Annotated in this window: 19 protein-coding genes; 9 read left to right on the top strand and 10 right to left on the bottom strand. The window is 68.1% G+C overall.

The annotated features are described in order from the left end of the window. Positions 1-15 precede the first annotated feature (15 nt). Positions 16-2,469 (bottom strand): ATP-dependent helicase, encoded by a 2,454-nt coding sequence (locus tag FIV50_RS04590; protein ID WP_140036404.1) that lies wholly within the window; start codon positions 2,467-2,469, stop codon positions 16-18. A gap of 158 nt (positions 2,470-2,627) precedes the next feature. Between FIV50_RS04590 and FIV50_RS04585 the strand changes: the two genes are divergently transcribed. The 5 genes from FIV50_RS04585 to FIV50_RS04565 are packed head-to-tail and all read left to right on the top strand — an operon-like array spanning position 2,628 to position 5,526. Beyond that, on the top strand, positions 2,628-2,936 hold the full coding sequence (locus FIV50_RS04585) for a hypothetical protein (RefSeq protein ID WP_140036403.1): 309 nt from the start codon (positions 2,628-2,630) through the stop codon (positions 2,934-2,936). 1 nt (position 2,937) lies between these two features. Then, positions 2,938-4,248, top strand: coding sequence for a hypothetical protein (locus FIV50_RS04580; protein ID WP_140036402.1), 1,311 nt, complete (start codon positions 2,938-2,940; stop codon positions 4,246-4,248). Beyond that, positions 4,238-4,816, top strand: coding sequence for a hypothetical protein (locus tag FIV50_RS04575; RefSeq protein ID WP_140036401.1), 579 nt, complete (start codon positions 4,238-4,240; stop codon positions 4,814-4,816). The genes FIV50_RS04580 and FIV50_RS04575 overlap by 11 nt, the downstream gene beginning before the upstream one ends. Positions 4,817-4,827: 11 nt before the next feature. Further along, on the top strand, positions 4,828-5,229 hold the full coding sequence (locus tag FIV50_RS04570) for a YbaB/EbfC family nucleoid-associated protein (protein ID WP_140036400.1): 402 nt from the start codon (positions 4,828-4,830) through the stop codon (positions 5,227-5,229). 6 nt (positions 5,230-5,235) lie between these two features. Continuing rightward, positions 5,236-5,526, top strand: a complete 291-nt coding sequence (locus FIV50_RS04565) for a WXG100 family type VII secretion target (protein ID WP_140036399.1) — start codon at positions 5,236-5,238, stop codon at positions 5,524-5,526. Between the two features lie 88 nt (positions 5,527-5,614). Here FIV50_RS04565 and FIV50_RS04560 read toward each other — a convergent pair whose 3' ends face one another. Continuing rightward, positions 5,615-8,458: a lamin tail domain-containing protein gene (locus FIV50_RS04560; protein ID WP_140036398.1), complete on the bottom strand. Its 2,844-nt coding sequence runs from the start codon at positions 8,456-8,458 to the stop codon at positions 5,615-5,617. Positions 8,459-8,626: 168 nt separating this feature from the next. Here FIV50_RS04560 and FIV50_RS04555 point away from each other — a divergent pair, with 168 nt between their 5' ends. After that, positions 8,627-9,022, top strand: a complete 396-nt coding sequence (locus FIV50_RS04555) for a YccF domain-containing protein (RefSeq protein ID WP_042539456.1) — start codon at positions 8,627-8,629, stop codon at positions 9,020-9,022. A 28-nt stretch (positions 9,023-9,050) separates the two neighbouring features. After that, positions 9,051-9,512 (top strand): hemerythrin domain-containing protein, encoded by a 462-nt coding sequence (locus tag FIV50_RS04550; protein WP_140036397.1) that lies wholly within the window; start codon positions 9,051-9,053, stop codon positions 9,510-9,512. Between the two features lie 26 nt (positions 9,513-9,538). Here the strand turns inward: FIV50_RS04550 and FIV50_RS04545 are convergent, their stop codons facing one another. Then, positions 9,539-10,525 carry a glycerophosphodiester phosphodiesterase family protein gene (locus FIV50_RS04545; protein ID WP_140036396.1) on the bottom strand — a complete coding sequence of 329 codons (987 nt, stop codon included), beginning with the start codon at positions 10,523-10,525 and terminating at the stop codon, positions 9,539-9,541. An 87-nt stretch (positions 10,526-10,612) separates the two neighbouring features. Here FIV50_RS04545 and FIV50_RS04540 point away from each other — a divergent pair, with 87 nt between their 5' ends. Next, positions 10,613-11,539: a Bax inhibitor-1/YccA family protein gene (locus FIV50_RS04540; RefSeq protein WP_140036395.1), complete on the top strand. Its 927-nt coding sequence runs from the start codon at positions 10,613-10,615 to the stop codon at positions 11,537-11,539. A gap of 160 nt (positions 11,540-11,699) precedes the next feature. Beyond that, positions 11,700-11,972, top strand: a complete 273-nt coding sequence (locus tag FIV50_RS04535) for a GlsB/YeaQ/YmgE family stress response membrane protein (protein ID WP_140036394.1) — start codon at positions 11,700-11,702, stop codon at positions 11,970-11,972. 76 nt (positions 11,973-12,048) lie between these two features. On the opposite strand, the gene FIV50_RS04530 is transcribed toward FIV50_RS04535, so the two are convergent. From FIV50_RS04530 to FIV50_RS04500, 7 genes are all read right to left on the bottom strand, one after another. Further along, positions 12,049-13,338 (bottom strand): RNA polymerase sigma factor, encoded by a 1,290-nt coding sequence (locus tag FIV50_RS04530; RefSeq protein ID WP_140036393.1) that lies wholly within the window; start codon positions 13,336-13,338, stop codon positions 12,049-12,051. Between the two features lies 1 nt (position 13,339). Then, complete coding sequence (locus FIV50_RS04525) at positions 13,340-13,765, bottom strand: YciI family protein (RefSeq protein ID WP_140036392.1); 426 nt, start codon at positions 13,763-13,765, stop codon at positions 13,340-13,342. Positions 13,766-13,878: 113 nt separating this feature from the next. Continuing rightward, positions 13,879-14,817, bottom strand: coding sequence for an L-lactate dehydrogenase (locus tag FIV50_RS04520; protein ID WP_140036391.1), 939 nt, complete (start codon positions 14,815-14,817; stop codon positions 13,879-13,881). 153 nt (positions 14,818-14,970) lie between these two features. Further along, positions 14,971-16,557, bottom strand: a complete 1,587-nt coding sequence (guaA, locus tag FIV50_RS04515) for a glutamine-hydrolyzing GMP synthase (RefSeq protein WP_140036390.1) — start codon at positions 16,555-16,557, stop codon at positions 14,971-14,973. Further along, a complete protein-coding gene (locus FIV50_RS04510; protein WP_140036389.1) occupies positions 16,554-17,066 on the bottom strand; it encodes a DUF3817 domain-containing protein in 513 nt (170 codons plus the stop codon). The genes guaA and FIV50_RS04510 overlap by 4 nt, the downstream gene beginning before the upstream one ends. A gap of 40 nt (positions 17,067-17,106) precedes the next feature. Next, the gene (locus FIV50_RS04505) at positions 17,107-18,084 is read right to left on the bottom strand and encodes a class I mannose-6-phosphate isomerase (RefSeq protein ID WP_140036388.1); all 978 of its coding nucleotides are present in this window, start codon (positions 18,082-18,084) and stop codon (positions 17,107-17,109) included. After that, positions 18,081-19,277 (bottom strand): ADP-dependent glucokinase/phosphofructokinase, encoded by a 1,197-nt coding sequence (locus FIV50_RS04500; protein WP_140036387.1) that lies wholly within the window; start codon positions 19,275-19,277, stop codon positions 18,081-18,083. Before FIV50_RS04500 ends, FIV50_RS04505 begins: the two co-directional genes overlap by 4 nt. Positions 19,278-19,281 lie beyond the last annotated feature (4 nt).

Raw genomic sequence — 19,281 nt, 5'->3', positions numbered from 1 at the left:
TAACCCGCCACAGGGCTAGATCTTCTCGATCGGCGCGACCTTGATCAACAGCTTCTTCTGGCCGGCGGAATCGAAACGCACGTGCGCGATGCGCTTGGCCCCCTCGCCCGTCACCGCATCGACTCGTCCCTCGCCGAAGTCCGAGTGGCGGATGCGATCACCGGCGACGAGCTCGAGGTCGCCGTTGTCGCGCATCTTCGCCGTCACCCGGTTGGGGAACTTGTCCATCGCTGTCGACAGGGGCTTGAGCGAGTCGCGCCCTGGCAACTGCTTCACGCCGAATCGGTCGCCCGAACCGGAGCCACCGAATCCGCCGCCTCGGCGCGCATTGAGCGCGCGGGACTGCATGCCACCGCGAGAGTTGACGTCACCCGGCGACTGGCGCCAGTCGATGAGCCCAGCGGGGATCTCCTGCAGGAAACGGCTGGGCATGGCGACCGAGACCTCTCCGAACTGGGCCCTGGTCATCGCGAGCGACAGGTGCAGACGCTTGCGTGCGCGGGTGATGCCGACGTAGAAGAGCCGACGTTCCTCCTGCGGGCCGCCCGGCTCTCCGGCCGAGATGCGGTGCGGGATGAGATCCTCTTCGACGCCGGTCACGAACACCGCGTCGTACTCGAGTCCCTTCGCGGTGTGCATAGTCATCAGGGACACCGAACCCGACTCGTCGTCGAGATCGTCTGCGTCCGAGACGAGGGCGACCTCCGTGAGGAAGTCGACGATCGTCCCGTCGGGATTGTTGCGTGCGAAGTCGCGGGCGACGGCGACGAACTCGTCGAGGTTCTCGACACGCGCCTCGTCCTGCGGGTCGCGGCTCGCGCGCAGCGCATCGAGGTAGCCGCTCTTCGACAGCAGCACGCTGAGCCCGTCGGCGACGGTGGTGGGTGCGGGCACCTCGCCGGAGGCGGGGAGCATGATCTCGGTCGCTTCGGCCAGCACGGCATCGAGCTGGGCGATGCCGGCCTGGATCTTCGGGCCGAAGCCCAGCTGCTCGGGCACGGACAGCGCCTGGCGGAACGTGATGTCGTGCTCTTCGGCGAAGCGGGCGATCGCCGTCTCGGTGACATCGCCGATGCCGCGGCGGGGCTTGTTGAGGATGCGTCGCACCGCCATCTCGTCGGCGGGGTTCGCGACGGCGACCAGATAGGCGAGAGCGTCTTTGATCTCGGCACGTTCGTAGAACTTCGTGCCGCCCATGATCTTGTAGGGCACGGCCGAGCGGATGAAGATCTCTTCCAGTGCGCGCGACTGCGAGTTCGTGCGATAGAAGACAGCCACCTCGGAGTACGGCATCCCGGCACGGTGCAGCGCCTCGACCTCGTCGGCCACGAACTGCGCCTCATCGTGCTGCGAGTACCCGGTGAAGCCGACGATCATGTCGCCGTCGCCCTTGTCGCTCCAGAGCTTCTTGTCTTTGCGGTCGAAGTTGTTGCCGATCACGGCGTTCGCCGCGGAGAGGATGTTCTGGGTCGACCGGTAGTTCTGCTCGAGCAGCACGACGCGCGCACCGGGGAAGTCGCGCTCGAACTCGCTGATGTTGCGGATGTCGGCGCCGCGGAAGGCGTAGATCGACTGGTCGGAGTCACCCACCACGGTGAGCGAGGCGCCCTCGAGCTCGGGAGTGGTCTCGGGCTCGAAGATCATCATGCCGTTGGAGGCATACGGATCTGGGCTCTCGCCGGTCACCGGCCGCGTGAGCTCGTGGATGAGCGCGTACTGGGCGTGGTTCGTGTCCTGATACTCGTCGACGAGGACGTGACGGAAACGACGGCGGTAGGTGTCTGCGACCTGCGGGAACGCACGGAACAGGTGCACCGTCTGCCCGATCAGGTCGTCGAAGTCGAACGCGTTCGCCTTCTGCAGCTGACGCTGGTAGTCGGCGAACAGCTCGACGAAGATCCGCTCGGCCGGGTCGCTCATGTTCGCCTGACGCGCGTAGGCGTCGGCGTCCGACAGCTCGTTCTTGAGCTTCGAGATGCGCGACTGCACGGCACCGGGGGTGAGCCCGTAGGCGTCGGCCTCGTGCTGCTTGACCAGACGCTTGATCAGCGCGCGCGAGTCGCCCGAGTCGTAGATCGTGAACGACTTGGTGAACCCGAACTGCTGGGCCTCGCGCCGGAGGATCCGCACACAGGCGGAGTGGAACGTCGAGATCCACATGCCCCGAGCGGCCTCGCCGACGATCGCCTCGACTCGCTCGCGCATCTCACCGGCTGCCTTGTTGGTGAAGGTGATCGCGAGGATCTGGCTGGGCCAGGCCTCTCGCGCCCTCAGCAGCGAGGCGATGCGGCGGGTGAGCACGCTGGTCTTGCCCGAACCTGCGCCAGCCACGATCAGCAGCGCGGGGCCGCGATAGGTCACCGCCTCGAGCTGCTGCGGGTTGAGGCCGGCGAGGAGGTCGTCCTGCCCCTGCGCTCCGGTGGAGCGGGGGCCGACGGATCCGGGGACGATGAGGGGGGCTTCGGTCATGGCTCTACGAGTCTAGGCCGCGCCACCGACACTGCCGGCGGGAAGGATCCACCCGCCGTGGTGGGAGCTTGGCATCCGCATGATGCCGACATATCGTGGAATCCGTCTGCTCGCCGATCCGGCGGTCCGGCACGCACTTCACGGGGGAGCTCGAACAGATGGCGCAGATCGAAGTCAGCAGCGAGGCCTACGATGCCGTGCGCACTGCCCTGACAGAGGCGGCATCGCAACTCGCGGCGTCGCGGAACAGCATCTCCTCCGCGGTGCCTGGCATGGCATTCGGCCCGATCGGAGCGTTCATCCCGCCTGTGCTGAACTCGATCGGCAGTGTCGTCGAGGGTGCCGCGGGCTTCGTCGGCACCGTCTCGCAGCGCACCGCCGACGGCGTGCAGAAGGCCGTCGAGGGATTCCACACCGTCGACGACACCGGCCGCGCCGACCTCGATCGCATCGCGTCGGAGGGTTGAGGTGAGCACCGCCGTACTCCCCGAGGCCGACGCAGCAGCCGCCTCTCTGGCCTCCGGCAGCTGGAGCAGTCAGCTTCCGGCCGGCGGCGGTGCCGGCGACGACTGCGGCGGCGGGCTCAGCGGCTTCGCATCCGAGATCATGCAGTTCGTCCGCCCGCTGGAGCAGCTGCTCGAGCAGGTGACCGGCGACCCCGCCGGCCTCTACCAGGCGTCCCACGCATGGGAGACATACGCAGGCGATGTGCAATCGACCTCTGCGCTCTACCAACAGGCTCTCACCCAGATCAGCGGTCATGTGCAGGGCATCACGGCTCTCGTGGTCGAGGGTTCGCTGCGCGTGCTCACCGCGGCGACGCACTCGATCGCCGACTGGTCGAAGGTCATGAGCCAGGCCCTCCAGCTGTGTGTGCGTGCGGTGGAGATCATGCGCTCGCTCGTGTGCGCCGGCTTCGAGCTGCTGTCGACCGTCGGCGGCAGCATCAAGGACTTCCTGTTCGGCAGCTGGCCATGGGAGCTCGACAAGAAGGCGCAGGTGATTCAGGAGTTCGCCGACAACTGCGCGCAGGTCGTGTCCGAGGTCACGTCGAACATCGACCGCGCTCTGCAGGCCCTGCGCGAGATGCTGCGTCTCGCCACGGATCTCTACCGCGCGATCATCCCCTTCCACCAGCGGCTGGAAGACCTGCTCGGCGAGCTGCTCGCGCAGTTCCCCCCTGGCACGCTCCTCGGCCCGCTGGGCGGCCTGCCCGGCGCGATCCCGCCGGGAAGCCTGGGCGACACCTACAACCCCGGACCCACTCCGTATCCCGGCTCTGATCACGAGATCCGCGGCGACTATGACCTGGGCTACTCGCACCAGTTCGATCTCGGCGCCACGGACATGACCACCGAGCAGCTGAACCAGATGCTCCAGCAGGAGTTCGGCCATGTGTTCCTCCCCTCTCGCGAGGGCGACAACTCGCAGCTCAACATGCAGCTCACCGGCGAGGGGCAGACGATCAAGACGTCGCTGTTCGGGATGGGCATCCCCGGGGTCACCGCAGGTGACATCGTCGTGCAGCAGGTCACGGCCGACGGCTTCGTGATCGCCGCCCAGCCGGGGCACCCGGAGTATCCGGGCGAGGTCGCGTTCCGACTTCGCAACGTCGACGGCCACGGCGTCTTCGAAGTCACCGGCGCGTACGACGAGACGATCCTGACGGGAATGGGATTCCCCGGCAACACCAATCCGGCCTACGCCGGCATCTCGGATGTCAGCATCTGGGCCGACATGCAGTACCGACTCGAGGACATGATGAGATATGGCCGCTAAGCGCTGGTTCGCCCTCTCCGCGGTCGCCATGAGCGTGCTCGCGCTCACCGGCTGCGCCTTCGGCGGCGGCGGTGGCGGTGGCGGTGCCCAGAATGACATCCCGCACGATGCCGCGTCAGGTGGACAGACTCTGGCCGAGATGCGCGAGTCCCTCGAGTCGATCCCCGGCATCGTCGTCTCCGACATCGCCGGCGGCGACAAGCCGAACGTGAAGGGCAACACCGGGTACGCGGTCGGTCTCGAAGTCGAGCCGGGCTTCGCGATCGCCGACGGGGCCGCGCTGGTCGACTTCGTCGTGGCATCGGTCTGGTCCGTGCGCGAGGGCTATATGCCGAATGCGCGCATCGACGTCAGGGTGCGCACATCCTCGAGCGGGGGCTTCGACGTGGCCGCCGCCGCCGCACAGGCAGGCTGGGCGCGCGACTCCACGTCGTCACCGAGCCCGTACAGCACTGCCGCCATCGACCTCATGGAAGACAAGGATCAGGGCGCGCAGAACCGCGAGCGGCTCGGATCGTGGCCCGGAGACGTGCCCGAGGTTCCGACCGGCGTGACAGTGCAGGAATGAAAGAGGACCACATGGACGACAGCACGTTCGGCATCGATGAGGGATTCGCCGCCGCCCGCAAGCAGCTCGATGACATCAATCGGCAGGCGCAGCAGAACCAGGCGCGCGCGCAGGCCCTCGCGGCCGACGTCGACACGCTCGTCGAGTCGGCCCGCAGCCCTCGCGGAGAGGTCACCGTGAGCTCGAAGGTCGGCGGCAAGCTCGCCGGGCTCGAGTTCGGCCCCGCGGCCGAAGCGCTCACGCTGCCCGCCCTGGCGCAGGTGACGCTCGAGACCATCGCGATGGCCCAGCACAAGGCGATGTCGGCACTGGCCGAGCGAAGTGCCGAGCTGTTCGGCGAGGACTCCGACATCGCGACGAGCCTGAAATCCGATGCGCGACGCGGCTACCCGTCGCCCGGGCTGGAGAGCTGACCGGCCATGGATCTCAAGGTCGATCCGGATCTCCTCGCCGAGGCCGCCGCGAGCACAGCGGCGTCGGCCGCGTCGATCGTCGAGACCCTCGACTCCCTGTCGGGCTCGGCGCGAGACCTGCAGAGTCGTTGGGACGGCGAGGCGCAGAATGCGTTCACCCGGCGCTCGTCCGCGCTCGACGCGCAGTGGCGACTGCACGCCGGCACCCTGCGTCTCGCGGCCGAACGAGCCGCGCGTCTCGCCGACGAGTACCGCCAGGCGGACTCAGACGGCGCGCGTGCCGTGCTGGGGCTCTGACCGCTCGCACATCGGCGACAGCGCACGAGAGGACGGGCTGGTGCACGAGTCATCGTGCACCAGCCCGTCTTCGTGTCGATGCGTCGTATCAGGCCGAGTGACGACGTCGGCGGGCGACCAGCGCGCCGGCGATGACGAGCATCAGCGCCAGGGCGATCATCGCGACCGGAACCTCCGCCCCGGTCGCTGCGAGCCCGCTCGGGGCGGGGACGCCGTTTTCGCCACCCGGGTTCCCACCCGGGTTCTCGACCGGGTTCGCGCCCGGGTTCTCGCCCGGGATCTCTCCGGGGTTCTCTCCCGGGTTCTCTCCGGTCACGCCGGGGAGGGTGCCGACGCGCAACGCCTCCGATGCGAAGCCGTCGGCGAACCACCAGACCGGGCGCTCACCGTCGACCGACAGCGAGGCAGGAGCCGTCGCGAATCCCTCGTTGTTGATGTCCGGCATTCCGGCGGGGCGAGCGAAGTGAGCGAGGCCGGGCTGAGCCGTGCCGTTCAGGGTGATCTGCGCCGACTGGCCCTGGCAGCCGTCATCGCAGACCGTCCACAGCACATCGAGCACGCTGTCGTAGTCGAGTGCCATGACCCCGGTCAGGCCCGGTGCGATCTCCGAGACCAGGGTCGCCTGGCCGTCGGCGGCGAGCGCGAACGCGTACACGTGACCGTTGTCCTCGACAGCCACGAAGAAGAGACCGCCACCGTGACCGGGATAGTCGGCGGCGTCGTACGCCGTGCCGCTGTTGATGTCGAACAGCGCGCCCTCTAGTGCGCTGTCAGGCACCCACTGCACCGCCTCCATGCCGAGGTTGGCTCCCACGTCCGGCAGCAGCGCGGTCAGATCCCACTCCTGCTCGGCGACGAGATCACCGGCGGACGCCTCGGGATCGACCTTCAGGACGGTGTTCCGGTTCACGCCCTTCGCACTGTTGTCGCGCTCAGAGGCGACGTAGACCGCCCCGTCGCCGTCGACGGTGATGCCCTCGGTGTCGGGGCCGGCGGCGCCCGGGTCCGCAGCATCCTTCTGGAATCGCACGCGCTTGCCTGATTCCCAGCCGGGGATCTGCGAGAAGGAGCCGTCGGCGTGGGCCTCGAGCTTCCAGATGCGACCGTCGCCGTTGTCGACGGCCCAGAGGAACGATCCGTCGGCGGTCTCCTGCACGTCGAGCCCCGAGCTGTCCTCGAGGAAGGTCGGCGCGGTGTCGAGCACTCGGACCTCGGCAGAGCCGGGCCACGGCGCGATCTCGATCTCTCCGGCACAGATGTTGGCCGCGCCCCTGGTGCTCTCCGCGGTGACGGCGAATGCTCCGGTCACGTCGGGGCACCGCCCCCAGGTGGTCGCGGCGTGGCCTTCGCCCCACGTGGTCGAGTCGACCAGCAGACCGTCGTCGAACAGGCGCACGGTGTCACCGCCGCCCAGCCCGAAGCCGAGGTCGGCGCCCTCGACGACGAGGTATCCGCCCGCACCGATCGTGGTACCGGCCGGGATCGCGTATGAGTGCGTGTCGTCGTCGTCTTTCACGATGATGCCGGAGACGTCGAGGACGGATGCCGTCGGGTTGACGAGCTCGACCCAGTCGCCCGGCGAGCCGCCGTCGGACTCGACCTCGTTGATCCGCACCGCGTTGCCGCACGCGTTGGATTGCCCCTTGGTCGAGACCGCGAGGTCGATGAAGTCTCCGCTGCCGTCTGCGCAGCGGGCGAGGACGCCGGCCGCGTGCACATCGTAGACGTGCTCATCCACGACGTTGAGGTTCGCGTCTCGCACCGTGACCGTGTCGCCGTTGCCCAGGCCGAAGACGAAGTCCGTCGGCTGATCGAAGACGAAATGTGCACCCGGTTCGAGGACGGTTCCCGCAGGCAGCGGAGTCGTCTCAGCTGCGTGGCCGACCGGATCGCCGTCCATGAGCGTCCAGCCGGAGAGGTCGACCGCCGTGCTGCCGGAGTTCACCACCTCGACCCAGTCTGTCGCGTCGCCGTTGGACTCGATCTCGTTGATGACCACGTCGGGCATCACGCACGAGTTCGCGGCGCCCATGGTCGGGTGGGCAAGCACGAAGGCGCCCTCGCCGTCAGGGCAGCGCGCGAGAGTCGCGGCGGCGGAGTCGCCGTCGATCTCGGCGTGGCCCTCCCACGGCAGAGTGTCGTCGATCTGCGCGCCACCGGCGTCGAACAGCCGGATGCGGTCGGCGCTGCCGATCCCGATCGGATCGCGGAACGCGGTCTCGGCGCCGTCGACGAGGCCGATCGTGCCCTCCTCGACCACGAGGAATCCGCCGGCGGCGATCTGTGTCCCCGGAAGGAACTGCCAGCGGTGATCGTCGGAGTTGTCGCGGATCTCGTAGCCCGAGATGTCGAGTGCCGCGTCTCCGGAGTTGTGGAACTCGACCCAGTCCGCCGGTTGCGAATCGACCTCGTTGATGACGATCGAACCGCCGAGAGGGGCATCCGGGGCGAACACGTTGGCCGCGCCCTTCGTGGACTCGGTGGTCTCCGCCCACTCGACCGTGCCTGCGACCTCGCGGGCACCCCACGTGACAGCGGCGTGAGCCGTCCAGGCGGTCTCATCGACGAGGATCGCGCTCGGGTCGAACAGACGAACCTGGTCGTCCTTTCCGAGACCGAAGGTGAAGCCGTCGACTCCGGCGCCTGCCTCATCGAGCACGAGGTGGGCTCCGGGTTCGACGAACGATCCTTCGGGGAACACATACGACTCGTCGTCGCCGTTGTCCCTGACGACGAAGCCGCTCAGATCGACGACGGCGTCGGAGGTGTTGACGAACTCGATCCAGTCTCCGGGAACGCCCCCGCTGGATTCGACTTCGTTGATCCGGATGCCGAGTTCGGCTCCGGTGGCGGCGAGGGGCACGGCGAGCAGAGCGGCTGCGCTGAGCGCGCAGACCGTCGTGACCGCAGCCGCGGATTGCAGGCGGGACATGGGGCTCCTGGGGGAATCAGACGGGTATGACTCCACATCAGCGACGCCGCGTGGCCACCCGACGACCCCCAGGTGCACGGATGGTGAACGATCGGTGGCGGTTCGCCATCGACCCGAGACGCGGCCGGGAGAGGGCGGATGCTCAGGCTGCGGTGCGAGAATCAGGCGGTGCGCACGATCCTCAACATCATCTGGCTGATCTTCGCCGGATTCGGACTCTTCCTCGGCTACATGCTGGCGGGCATCCTGCTGTGCATCCCGATCGTGACGATCCCCTGGGCCATCGCCTCGTTCCGCATCGCTCGCTACGCGATCTGGCCGTTCGGGCGCGAGATCGTCAGCAAGCCGACCTCCGGGGTCGGCTCGTTCCTCGGGAATGTGCTCTGGGTGATCCTTGCGGGCTGGTGGCTGGCGATCGGCCACATCGTCTCGGGCCTTCTGCTCTGCGTCACGATCATCGGCATCCCGATGGGCATCGCCGACTTCAAGATGGTGCCCGTCTCGCTGATGCCGCTCGGCAAGGAGATCGTGTCGCGCAAGGGCGCGTTCGACCGCACCCTCTGACACCGACGCCGGTCCTAGACTGGCCGGGATGGATGCCGATCGCCTGATCGCCTGGGATGAAGAACTCCGCCGGGCTCACACCCGACTCCGCGCGGCCCTCGAGGCCACCCGGACAGCGCTCGAGCAGGAGTCGGCGTCGCCGGATGCCGCACGCGAGCTCGCGCTGTTCTGCATCGGCTTCTGCTCCGCCCTCGACGGGCATCACCTGAGCGAGGACCGCGCGCTGTTCCCCGCACTGAGAGAAGAGCATCCGGAGCTCGGCGACGTCATCGACAAGCTCATGCAGGATCATTCGATGCTCGCTCACCTGCTCGGCGGCATGCGTGCAGCGGTGGACAGCGGTGAGAGCGCCGACGCGATCGAGCGACACCTCGACGGGATCGGGGCGATCATGGAGTCGCACTTCCGCTTCGAGGAGCGGGAGATCCTCACGCCCCTGCGAGCGCTGCATCTCGAGCGACCGGTGCAGGACGTGCTCGGTCCGCTCTGAGCCGACCGCACCCTCTGAGCGAGGCCTCAGCCGCGGAAGAAGCTGACGCCGAGATCGGGGTGGTCGACGAAGACCCCGTCGACGCCGGAGCGCTTGATCACGTCCCACTCCGCCTCGTAGTCGCCGTAGGCGCTCTTGCCACCCGCGCCGCGGAACTCCGCCGAGAGGAACGCATTCTCGGGTCGGCACGTCCACGTGAAGACCGTGAGTCCCCGGGCATGCGCGTCGGCGACGATCGAGTTGCCCGGCGTCAGCAGCATCCGCTTGTTCACGCTGATGCCGTCGACCTGACCGACCAGCCCGTCGAGGCCCTGCGGGGTGACTGTGGCCTTGTAGGTCAGCGCCTGCCTGCCCCGCGCGACCAGAAGGTCGAAGGGGCGCCCCGAGGCCTCGATCAGGTAGATGTAGGCGGCGGCGATCCCCCGCGCCTTGAGCTCGCCGAGGATCGTCGACTCGAAGCACTCGATGATGAGCGGAAGCTCGCCGTCGGCCCACCCGGCGGCGCGAAGGTCGCGCTCGATCAGTGGCGCGAGATCGAGGCCGATGCTCGCGAAGTAGGTGGCGTGCTTGACCTCGAGCACGACGCCGATCTCGCGCCCGTGCTCGATCGACCCGTCGCGCACGATGTCGAGCACATCGGTGAGCCGCAGGATGGCCTGCGAGTCGTTGAAGCTCGCGCTCGAGAGCCGCACTTCGGGCAGCCGTTCACGGCTACGCAGCGTCGACAGCTCATCCCACGTGAAGTCCTCGGAGAACCACCCTGTCAGCGCCTGGCCGTCGACGCGCTTGGTCGTCTTGCGGTCGGCGAACTCGGGATGCTCCGCGACGTCGGTGGTGCCCGAGATCTCGTTCTCGTGCCGCACGATGAGCACGCCGTCCTTCGTGGCGACGACGTCGGGTTCGACCGCATCCACCCCCATCGCGAGTGCCAGTTCGTACGACGAACGGCTGTGTTCCGGACGGTAGCCGGGCGCACCGCGATGCCCGATCACGAGAGGCGATTTCCTGGGCACGCTCTCAGCGTAGGACACCCTGATGACCCCGCATTCCGGGTATCGTGGAGGAAAGCGACCTACAACCCACTTTGGAGTGAGGCCCACATGAGCAACTTCGCCTTCAACAACCCGGCGTTCCAGCAGCAGGACCCGCGTAACGTCGCGACCTACCCGGGTGCGCCGCAGGGCGCTCAGGGTGCGCAGGCCGCGTCGTTCCAGCACGGCACGATGGACGCCGCCGCGAACGCGCAGCTGGAGGGCATGTACGCCGCTCCCCCGGCCGGCGCGATCGAGACCGACCGCATGTCCGTCGAGGACACCGTCTGGAAGACCGCCGGACTCTTCGCCATCCTGCTCGTCACCGCAGCCGTCGGCTGGTTCGTGACGCTCGGCGGCGTCGCGGCCCCCGAGCAGAACCCGTATGACCAGTTCCAGCCGAACATGCTGCCCTGGATCGTCGGCGCGCTCGGTGGCTTCGTGCTCGCCATGGTGATCTCGTTCACCTCGCGAAAGAAGGTTCGTCCCGCGCTGATCTTCGCGTACGCGGCTTTCGAGGGACTCTTCATCGGTGGTATCTCGGCATTCTTCGAGGTCATCTGGCCCGGCATCGTCATGCAGGCGACGCTCGCGACCGTCTCGGTCGTCGGTGTGACGCTGGCGCTCTTCGCGAGCGGCAAGATCCGCGCCTCGAAGAAGGCGACCAAGATCTTCATGATCGCGATGGTCGGCTACCTCGTCTTCTCGCTCCTCAACCTCGTCCTGATGTGGACCGGCGTCCTGCCCCAGGGCCAGGCCTTCGGTCTGTACAGCGCTGAGATCATGGGCATCCCGCTCGGACTGATCATCGGCGTCCTGGTCGTCATCATGGCCGCGTACTCGCTGGTGCTTGACTTCGACCAGATCCAGCAGGGCGTGCGCAACGGCGCTCCCCGCAAGTACGGCTGGCTCGGCGCCTTCGGCATCATGGTCACGGTCGTCTGGCTCTACGTCGAGATCCTGCGGATGATCGCGATCATCCGCGGCAACAACTGACGCGAATCACTTCGATGAGGCCCGTCTCCCTTGGGGGAGGCGGGCCTCTTCGCATACCCGGGGGCCTCAGCGCAAGGGGTTGGCTGATAATCAGCTGAGAGGGCACCATGGATCACACGAGCCCTGGCACCCCGGGGCTCACGAAACAAAGGAGCTGAACATGAGCTTTCTCGGATTCCTTCTTCTCGGCCTCATCGCCGGAGCAATCGCCAAGCTGATCCTGCCCGGAAAGCAGGGCGGCGGATGGCTCATCACGCTGCTGCTCGGCGTCGTCGGCGCCTTCCTCGGCGGATGGCTCGGAAGCCTGATCCTGAACCGTCCTCTGACCGAGTTCTGGGACCTCGGTACCTGGCTCCTCGCCATCGGCGGCTCGATCATCGTGCTGCTGATCTACGGTCTGATCGTCGGTCGCGGCAGCAAGGCCCGCAGCTGACACACCGCACTACCGGAACCGCCCTCCTCTCCAGCGTCGCTGGCGAAGAGGGCGGTTCTCTGTGTGTGGGTCGTGCTCAGCGCTCCTCGGCGTTGGCCCGCAGCAGAGCACGTTCTCGATCGTTGCCCGCGAGCGACGCTGCCACGGCGAACTCGCTGCGAGCCTCGTCGTCACGCCCGAGCCTCAGCAGCAGCTCCGCCCGTGTCGCGGGAAGAAGGTGGTATCCGGCGAGTGCGCCCGAAGACGCGAGCCCGTCGATGATGTGCAGGGCGGACGCCGGTCCCGTCGCCATCGCGACGGCCGCCGCACGATTGAGCTCGACCACGGGCGACGGCGCGATGCGGCCGAGCGCCTCGTAGAGCACGACGATGCGATCCCAGTCGGTCTCGTCGATCGATGCGGCGACCGCATGGCATTCGGCGATGGCGGCCTGCAGACCGTAGGGTCCACGACCTGTGCCGATGGCATCCGCAGCGCCCAAGGCCGCACGCCCGCGAGCGATGCGGCCCCTGTCCCAGCGACGACGGTCCTGATCCGCGAGCAGCACGGGGTCGCCGTGCGCATCGACTCGGGCGGGGAACCGTGCGGCGGTCAGCTCCATGAGGGCGATGAGGCTGTGCGCGTCACGCTCGCGCGGCATCAGCGCCGCCAGCACGCGTGCGAGCCGGATGGCCTCGAGACTCAGCTCAGGGCGCATCCAGTCGGGGCCGCTGCTGGCTGCGTGCCCCTCGTTGAAGATCAGATACAGCACGCCCAGGACCGCCCCCAGCCGTGCCGTGTGCTCTTCGCGAGGAGGCATCTCGAAGGGGACGTTCGCCGCGGCGAGGGTCTTCTTGGCCCGCACGATGCGCTGCTGCACGGTCGCCGTCGGCACGAGAAAAGCCCGGGCGATCTCCTCACTCGACAGTCCGCCCACGACGCGCAGAGTCAGCGCCACCTGAGCTTCGCGCGAGAGCACCGGGTGGCACGAGATGAAGATCAGTCGGAGCACGTCATCGTCGACGGCATCCGGGTCCCAGGGGGGCGCGTCCACCGCCTCTGCCTGCTCACGCTCGAGGTCGTGGGCGAGCACGGCCATGCGATCGTCCAGCCGTTCCCGACGGCGCCAGCCGTCGATCGCCTTGCGCTTCGCCACTGCCGTGAGCCACGCCGCCCCGTTGCGTGGCACGCCGTCGGCGGGCCACTGCTGCAGAGCATCGAGCAGCGCCTCCTGCGCGAGGTCCTCGGCCAGGCCGAAGTCACCGACCACGCGCGTGAGCGTCGCGACGATCTTCGCGGACTCGATGCGCCACACGGCGGCGACGGCTCGCCGCGCGCCCTCGTCGGGTGCGGAGCGAGCCGCCTCGCGGTGCGGAGAGTCGCTCATCTCACTGCTGGGCGCGCTGCGCCTGCTCCTCGCGCCAGCCGGCTTCCTTCTCGATCCACTCGTTGTCGGCCGGGAAGTCCGACTCGTCGGTCACGCGTCGCACCTCGAGGAACGAACCCGGTCCGAGCGGCGCCCGGCTCGCCCACTCCGCTGCCTCTTCACGGCTCGACACCTCGAGGATCCAGAAGCCGTTGAACAGCTCCTTCGTCTCTCCGTAGGGGCCGTCGGTGATGAGCGGGGTCTCTGCGCTGAAGTCGACGACGAATCCCTCGGCGGCGTCGCTGAGGCCCTCACCGGCAGCCAGCACGCCGGCCTTGATCATCGACTCGTTGTACTTGCCCATGGCCTCGATGACCTGCTCGAACGGCATCTCCTTGTAAGCCTCGACCGCGTCGTCGTTCGAGCGCATGATCAGCATGTACTTCATGGTGTTCTCCTTGTGGTGGGGCCGCCTGTCGACCCTCTCATTGAAGACGTCGAACGCGGACGCCTCAGATCGACATCCATGCCGAAAAAAGTTCTGAGTCTGTCTCGAGGCGATCAGCCGAGTTGCTCGATCGCCACGCGGATCGCATCGGCCGAGGCCTGCAGAAGGGCTTCCTCGTGGTCGCTCATCGGCGTCTCGGCGAGCGGAACAGCGCCGGCCGCACCCACGACCGACGGCACCGAGAGTGCCACGCCATGGATGCCGTACTCCCCGTCGAGCACCGTCGAGACCGGAAGCACGGCGCGCTCGTCGTGCAGCACGGCCTCGGCGATGCGGGCGCAGCTGACGCCGATCGCGAGGTTCGTCGCCCCCTTGCCGCGGATGACGGCATAGGCGGCGTCGCGCACCTCGATCGCGATGCGGTCGAGCTCCTCGGTGGTGAACGGCTCGTCGGCGGGCCAGTCGAGGATCGGCACCGATCCGATCGTCGCGTTCGACCAGAGCGGGAACTCGGTGTCGCCGTGCTCGCCCACGATGTCGGCGTGCACGCTCGCCGTGCTCACGTTCGCGCGATGCGCGAGACGCCAGCGCAGACGTGAGGTGTCGAGCACTGTGCCCGACCCGAACACCCGATGCGGCGGAAGCCCCGACACGCGCTGCGCGACGACGGTCATCACATCGGCGGGGTTCGTGACGATGATGAACACCGCGTCCGGAGCGCGCTCGACGAGCCGCGGCATCAGCGTCTCGAGCAGCCGTGCGTTGATGCCCGAGAGCTCCATGCGGGTCTGCCCTGGCTGCTGCTTCGCCCCCGCGGTCACCACGATCACGTCGCTGCCCTCGACGACGGCGAGATCGGAGCCGCCGCTCACCGCCGCCGACGTGAACTGCGTGCCGTGCGCGAGGTCGAGCACCTCGGCATCCACCTTGTCGGTCGCGATGTCGTAGAGCGCGACCTCGGCAGCACTCCCCCGGATCAGCGCGGCATACGCCACGCTCACCCCCACGCTGCCCGCACCGATAACCGTGATCTTCGTCCGCGCCTTGGTCATACGCTCATCCTGCCCGAAATACCGCGAACGGGCACGGACCGTGATGGTCCGTGCCCGTTCATCTCATCTGCGCGGGAGAGAAAGATTCACTCCCACTCGCCCGCTGGCGCGGTCGAGTGCCACGCAGTGCCTACGCGAGTGGGAGCTCCTTCGTCACTCCCACTCGATGGTTCCCGGCGGCTTCGACGTCACATCGAGCACGACGCGGTTGACATCGCGGACGCCGTTGGTGATGCGGTTCGAGATCTTCGACAGCACGTCGTAGGGAAGACGCGTCCAGTCGGCGGTCATGGCGTCTTCGCTCGACACCGGACGCAGCACGATCGGGTGCCCGTAGGTGCGGCCGTCGCCCTGCACGCCCACCGAGCGGACATCAGCGAGCAGCACGACGGGGCACTGCCAGATGTCCTGGTCGAGTCCCGCCTTCGTGAGCTCCTCGCGCGCGATCGCGTCGGCCTCACGCAGGATCTCGAGGCGATCCTGCGTGACCTCGCCGATGATGCGGATGCCGAGGCCGGGGCCGGGGAACGGCTGGCGGCCGACGATCGCCTCGGGGATGCCGAGCTCGCGGCCGATCGCGCGGACCTCGTCCTTGAACAGGGCGCGCAGCGGCTCGATGAGCTCGAAGTCGAGGTCATCGGGGAGCCCGCCGACGTTGTGGTGCGACTTGATGTTGGCCGTTCCTGCGCCGCCGCCGGACTCGACGACGTCGGGGTAGAGCGTGCCCTGCACGAGGAACTTGACCGGGGCGCCGCCCGAGGCCTTCGCCTCGGCGACGAGGTCGAGCTGCACCTTCTCGAAGGCGCGGATGAACTCGCGACCGATGATCTTGCGCTTCTCTTCGGGGTCGGTGACGCCCGCGAGGTGACCGAGGAAGACGTCTGCCGCGTCGACCGTGATCAGACGGACGCCGGTGGACTCGACATAATCCTTCTCGACCTGCTCGCGCTCGCCCTTGCGGAGGAGTCCGTGGTCTACGAACACCGCGGTGAGCTGGTCGCCGATCGCCCTGTGCACGAGAGCGGTCGAGACGGCCGAGTCGACGCCGCCCGAGAGCGCCGAGATGACGCGTGCGTCACCCACCTGCTCGCGGATGCGCTCGACCTGCTCGGCGATCACGTTGTCGCTGTTCCAGTCGGAGGCGAGTCCCGCACCCTTGTGCAGGAAGTTCTCGATCACGCGCTGGCCGTGGTCGGAGTGCTTCACCTCGGGGTGCCACTGCACGCCGTAGAAGCCGCGCTCCTCGTTCGCGAACGCCGCGACCTTGGTGGCGTCGGTCGTGGCGAGCACATCGAAGCCCTCCGGCGCCTTGGCGACCTGGTCGCCGTGGCTCATCCAGACGTTCTGCTCGGCGGGCTGGCCGGCGAGCAGCGTGCCGCCGTCACCCGAGATGACGGCATCCGTCGCGCCGTACTCGCGGAGGCCGGTGTTCGCCACCTCGCCACCCAGGGTCTGCGCCATGTACTGGAAGCCGTAGCAGATGCCGAGCGTGGGCACGCCGAGATCGAAGACGGCGGGGTCGAGGCGGGGAGCGCCCTCCTCGTAGACCGAGGACGGACCACCCGAGAGGATGATCGCGACCGGGTTCTTCTCGGCGATCTCTGCGGCCGTGGCGGTATGCGGCACGATCTCGCTGTAGACACCGGCCTCACGCACTCGACGGGCGATCAGCTGAGCGTACTGCGCGCCGAAATCGACGACGAGTGCGGGGCGCTGCTGGGTCTCGGACTGCTCGGTCAACGGGCACCTTCCGTAACGGGGGTGGAGGCCTCAGCGGCCTCACGGGTGGCGAGGTAGGTCTTGACTTCACGGGCGACGATGGCCTCCATGAAGAAGGACAGCAGCGGGATGACACCGCCGAGCGCGAGCAGGATGAACCGCGGGAACGGCCAGCGCATCAGGCTCCACATGCGGAAGCACGCGAACAGGTACACGACGTAGAACCAGCCGTGGGCGACGAGGATGAACAGCGACACGTTGAATCCGTCGCCGAGAGAGGTCATCTCGCAGGAGTTCGTCCAGGGTGCGAAGAGCGACCACCATTGGCAGTCCGCCCCGGCGAGGACGCCGGCGAACCACACGGGCCCACCGGACCCGCCGACGAACAGTTCGAGATGGATCGGCGTGTACTTCAGCACCATCTCGGTGACCAGCAGGAGCAGCATGACTCCGGTGATGATCGACGCGATCTGGTAGAACTTCAGCGCACCACGGATCGCCGGAAAGCTGGCGACTTTCGGTTCGGGCATGGCTCCAGTCTAGCCGGGGAGCATCCGCGCCGATTCCGGCTCAGGGAGCGGGCGGGCGCGCTACGAGCAGCTCGCCCGCGCCGGTCGCATCGAGCGCACCGGCCGCGTCCGGCACGAGCAGCGCTGAGCCGGCAGGGAGTCGCCGTCCATCGATCGTGACCTCCCCCCGGCTCACGATCACGATCGCGAAACCGCGTCCGATCACCGCCGAGCCGTCGACGGGGATCCGCTCGAGTCGGAAGTACTCGTCGGCAGCCACGGGAAATGCGGATCCGGACCCCGGCGCCGTGCGCACGAGCATCCCGAGCTCGTCGCGGGATCGCGCCGCCCTGTTCACCGCGGCGAGCGCGAGTGCGAAGCCGAGGCCGAGGTGCCCGACAGCTGCGCCGTCGATCGCGAAGTCTCCCCACTCGAGCAGGATCGACAGATCCTCCGGCTGCTGCAGCTCGAGCAGCAGCACACCGGCCCCGATCGCGTGCAGCTCACCCGGCGGCACCCAGACCACGTCACCCGCTGAGACCTCGACCTCGTGCAGCAGACCGAGCAGCGTCGTCGCGTCCTGCCGATCGATCAGGACGGCGAGATCAGCCGCCTCGACGTCCTGACGCAGGCCGACGTGCACCGTCCCTCCCTGCAGGATGTACCAGGCCTCGGCCTTTCCATGCGCGCGACCGAGATGCGTCGCCGCGAAGTCGTCATGCGGGTGCGCATGCACGGGCAGCCGCTGTCCGGCATCGAGCAGCTTCACCAGCAGTCGGGTGTCGGCACCCCACCGCGCGACGTGGTCGTCGCCCAGCCAGGCGACCGGATCCTGCTCGACGGCGTCACGCAGCACGCGCCCGTCCGGGAGCGTGCTGAGACCGAGTTCGGGCTCGCCGCGGACGGTGGTCGTCGAGCCGATCCAGTCCTCCGGCTCCCGAGGCGCGTCACCGTCCTCTCCTCGGAAGGCGCTGATGCGCGCGCCGCCGCGGTAGAAGCGCTCGGCCGGCCTGTTCGACGGCAGCAGGATGGGGTTCATACGTGCTCCGTCGATCGCACGGCTCCGGCGAGGAAACCGCCCACGAACGTGTCTCCGAGACCGACGGTCGTGGGCGATGCGACATCGAGCGAGAACGCCGCGACGCCCACGGCATCCGGCAGAGCGGCCTCGACCGCAGCGATCAGAGACTCTCCTCCCCCGTGGCGGGGCATCGCGGCCGTGTCATCGACGTCGTCGGCCCGCAGTGCGTCGCCGACGCGGTAGCGGGTGGCGGCGACCCGCACGGCACTGTCGAGCGCGGCTCGGTGTCGAACGGCATCCGGCCCTGTCGCGATCGCCCAGTACCGGGTGTGCACGACCAGCGCCCGCGCCGGGATGATCATGTGCGCCTCGCGGAGGGCGCGGATGACGTCGGCCGGGTCGAGGAGGTTCACCGATCGCCCCAGATACTCCTGCAGCTCGTCCTCGTTCATGCCGTAGACGTCGATCTGCGGCAGCAGTCGCGCACGCACCGTCTCGGCGAAGTCGCGGGTGTAGAAGCCCGCGTCCTCGTAGTAGACGAGGGAGTCGTGCGGAAGACTCCGCATCGCCCGCTGCACCTCGGCCAGTCGGAGTTCGAGCAGGTCGTGATCCTGCATGGTGTTGAACCCGGAGACCAGGAAGACTCCGGCATCGGCGAGAGCGGACGCGAGGTCGCCAGAGAGCAGCATCCGCCTGTTCGGCGGATCATTGGCGAAGATCAGTCGGTTGGGCGCGGGCGACAGCACATCGCCGTCCGTCAGCCGCACGTGCGCACCGACCGGGTACTGCACGATGAGGTGCGGATCGAGGGTGTCCTCGGTCGCCGACGAGATGTAAGAGATCGACTCCGGCAGCAGCCGGCGCACGTTGTCGTCGATGCTCACGAGGTGCTGGACGCTCGGGATGCCGAGTGCGTCGAGCACGAGGCCCGCCCGCACACCCGTGCCCCCGAGCGTGATCGAGTACACGAAGTGCGACACGAAGTCTTCGATCACCTGCGACGATGCGACGAACCTCTCCGCACCGGTTCCCGAGGCGACGCACGCCAGCACTGCCACCAGCAGGGAGCGTTCGTCGGTGATCGGCGCCGTGGTGGTCAGTTCGTGCCGCCGCACACCGTGTGCGTGTGCCAGCCTGTCGAACACCGACGAATCCCACGTGAGCTCGTAGTCGACGGTGCCGCCGAGTCCGAGTACGAGCGTTCTGTCCACGTCG

Source organism: Microbacterium foliorum (genome assembly GCF_006385575.1).
Lineage (GTDB): Bacteria > Actinomycetota > Actinomycetes > Actinomycetales > Microbacteriaceae > Microbacterium > Microbacterium foliorum_B.
The sequence above is the reverse complement of the archived record's forward strand: the minus strand, read 5'-3'. Positions and strand labels throughout refer to the sequence as shown.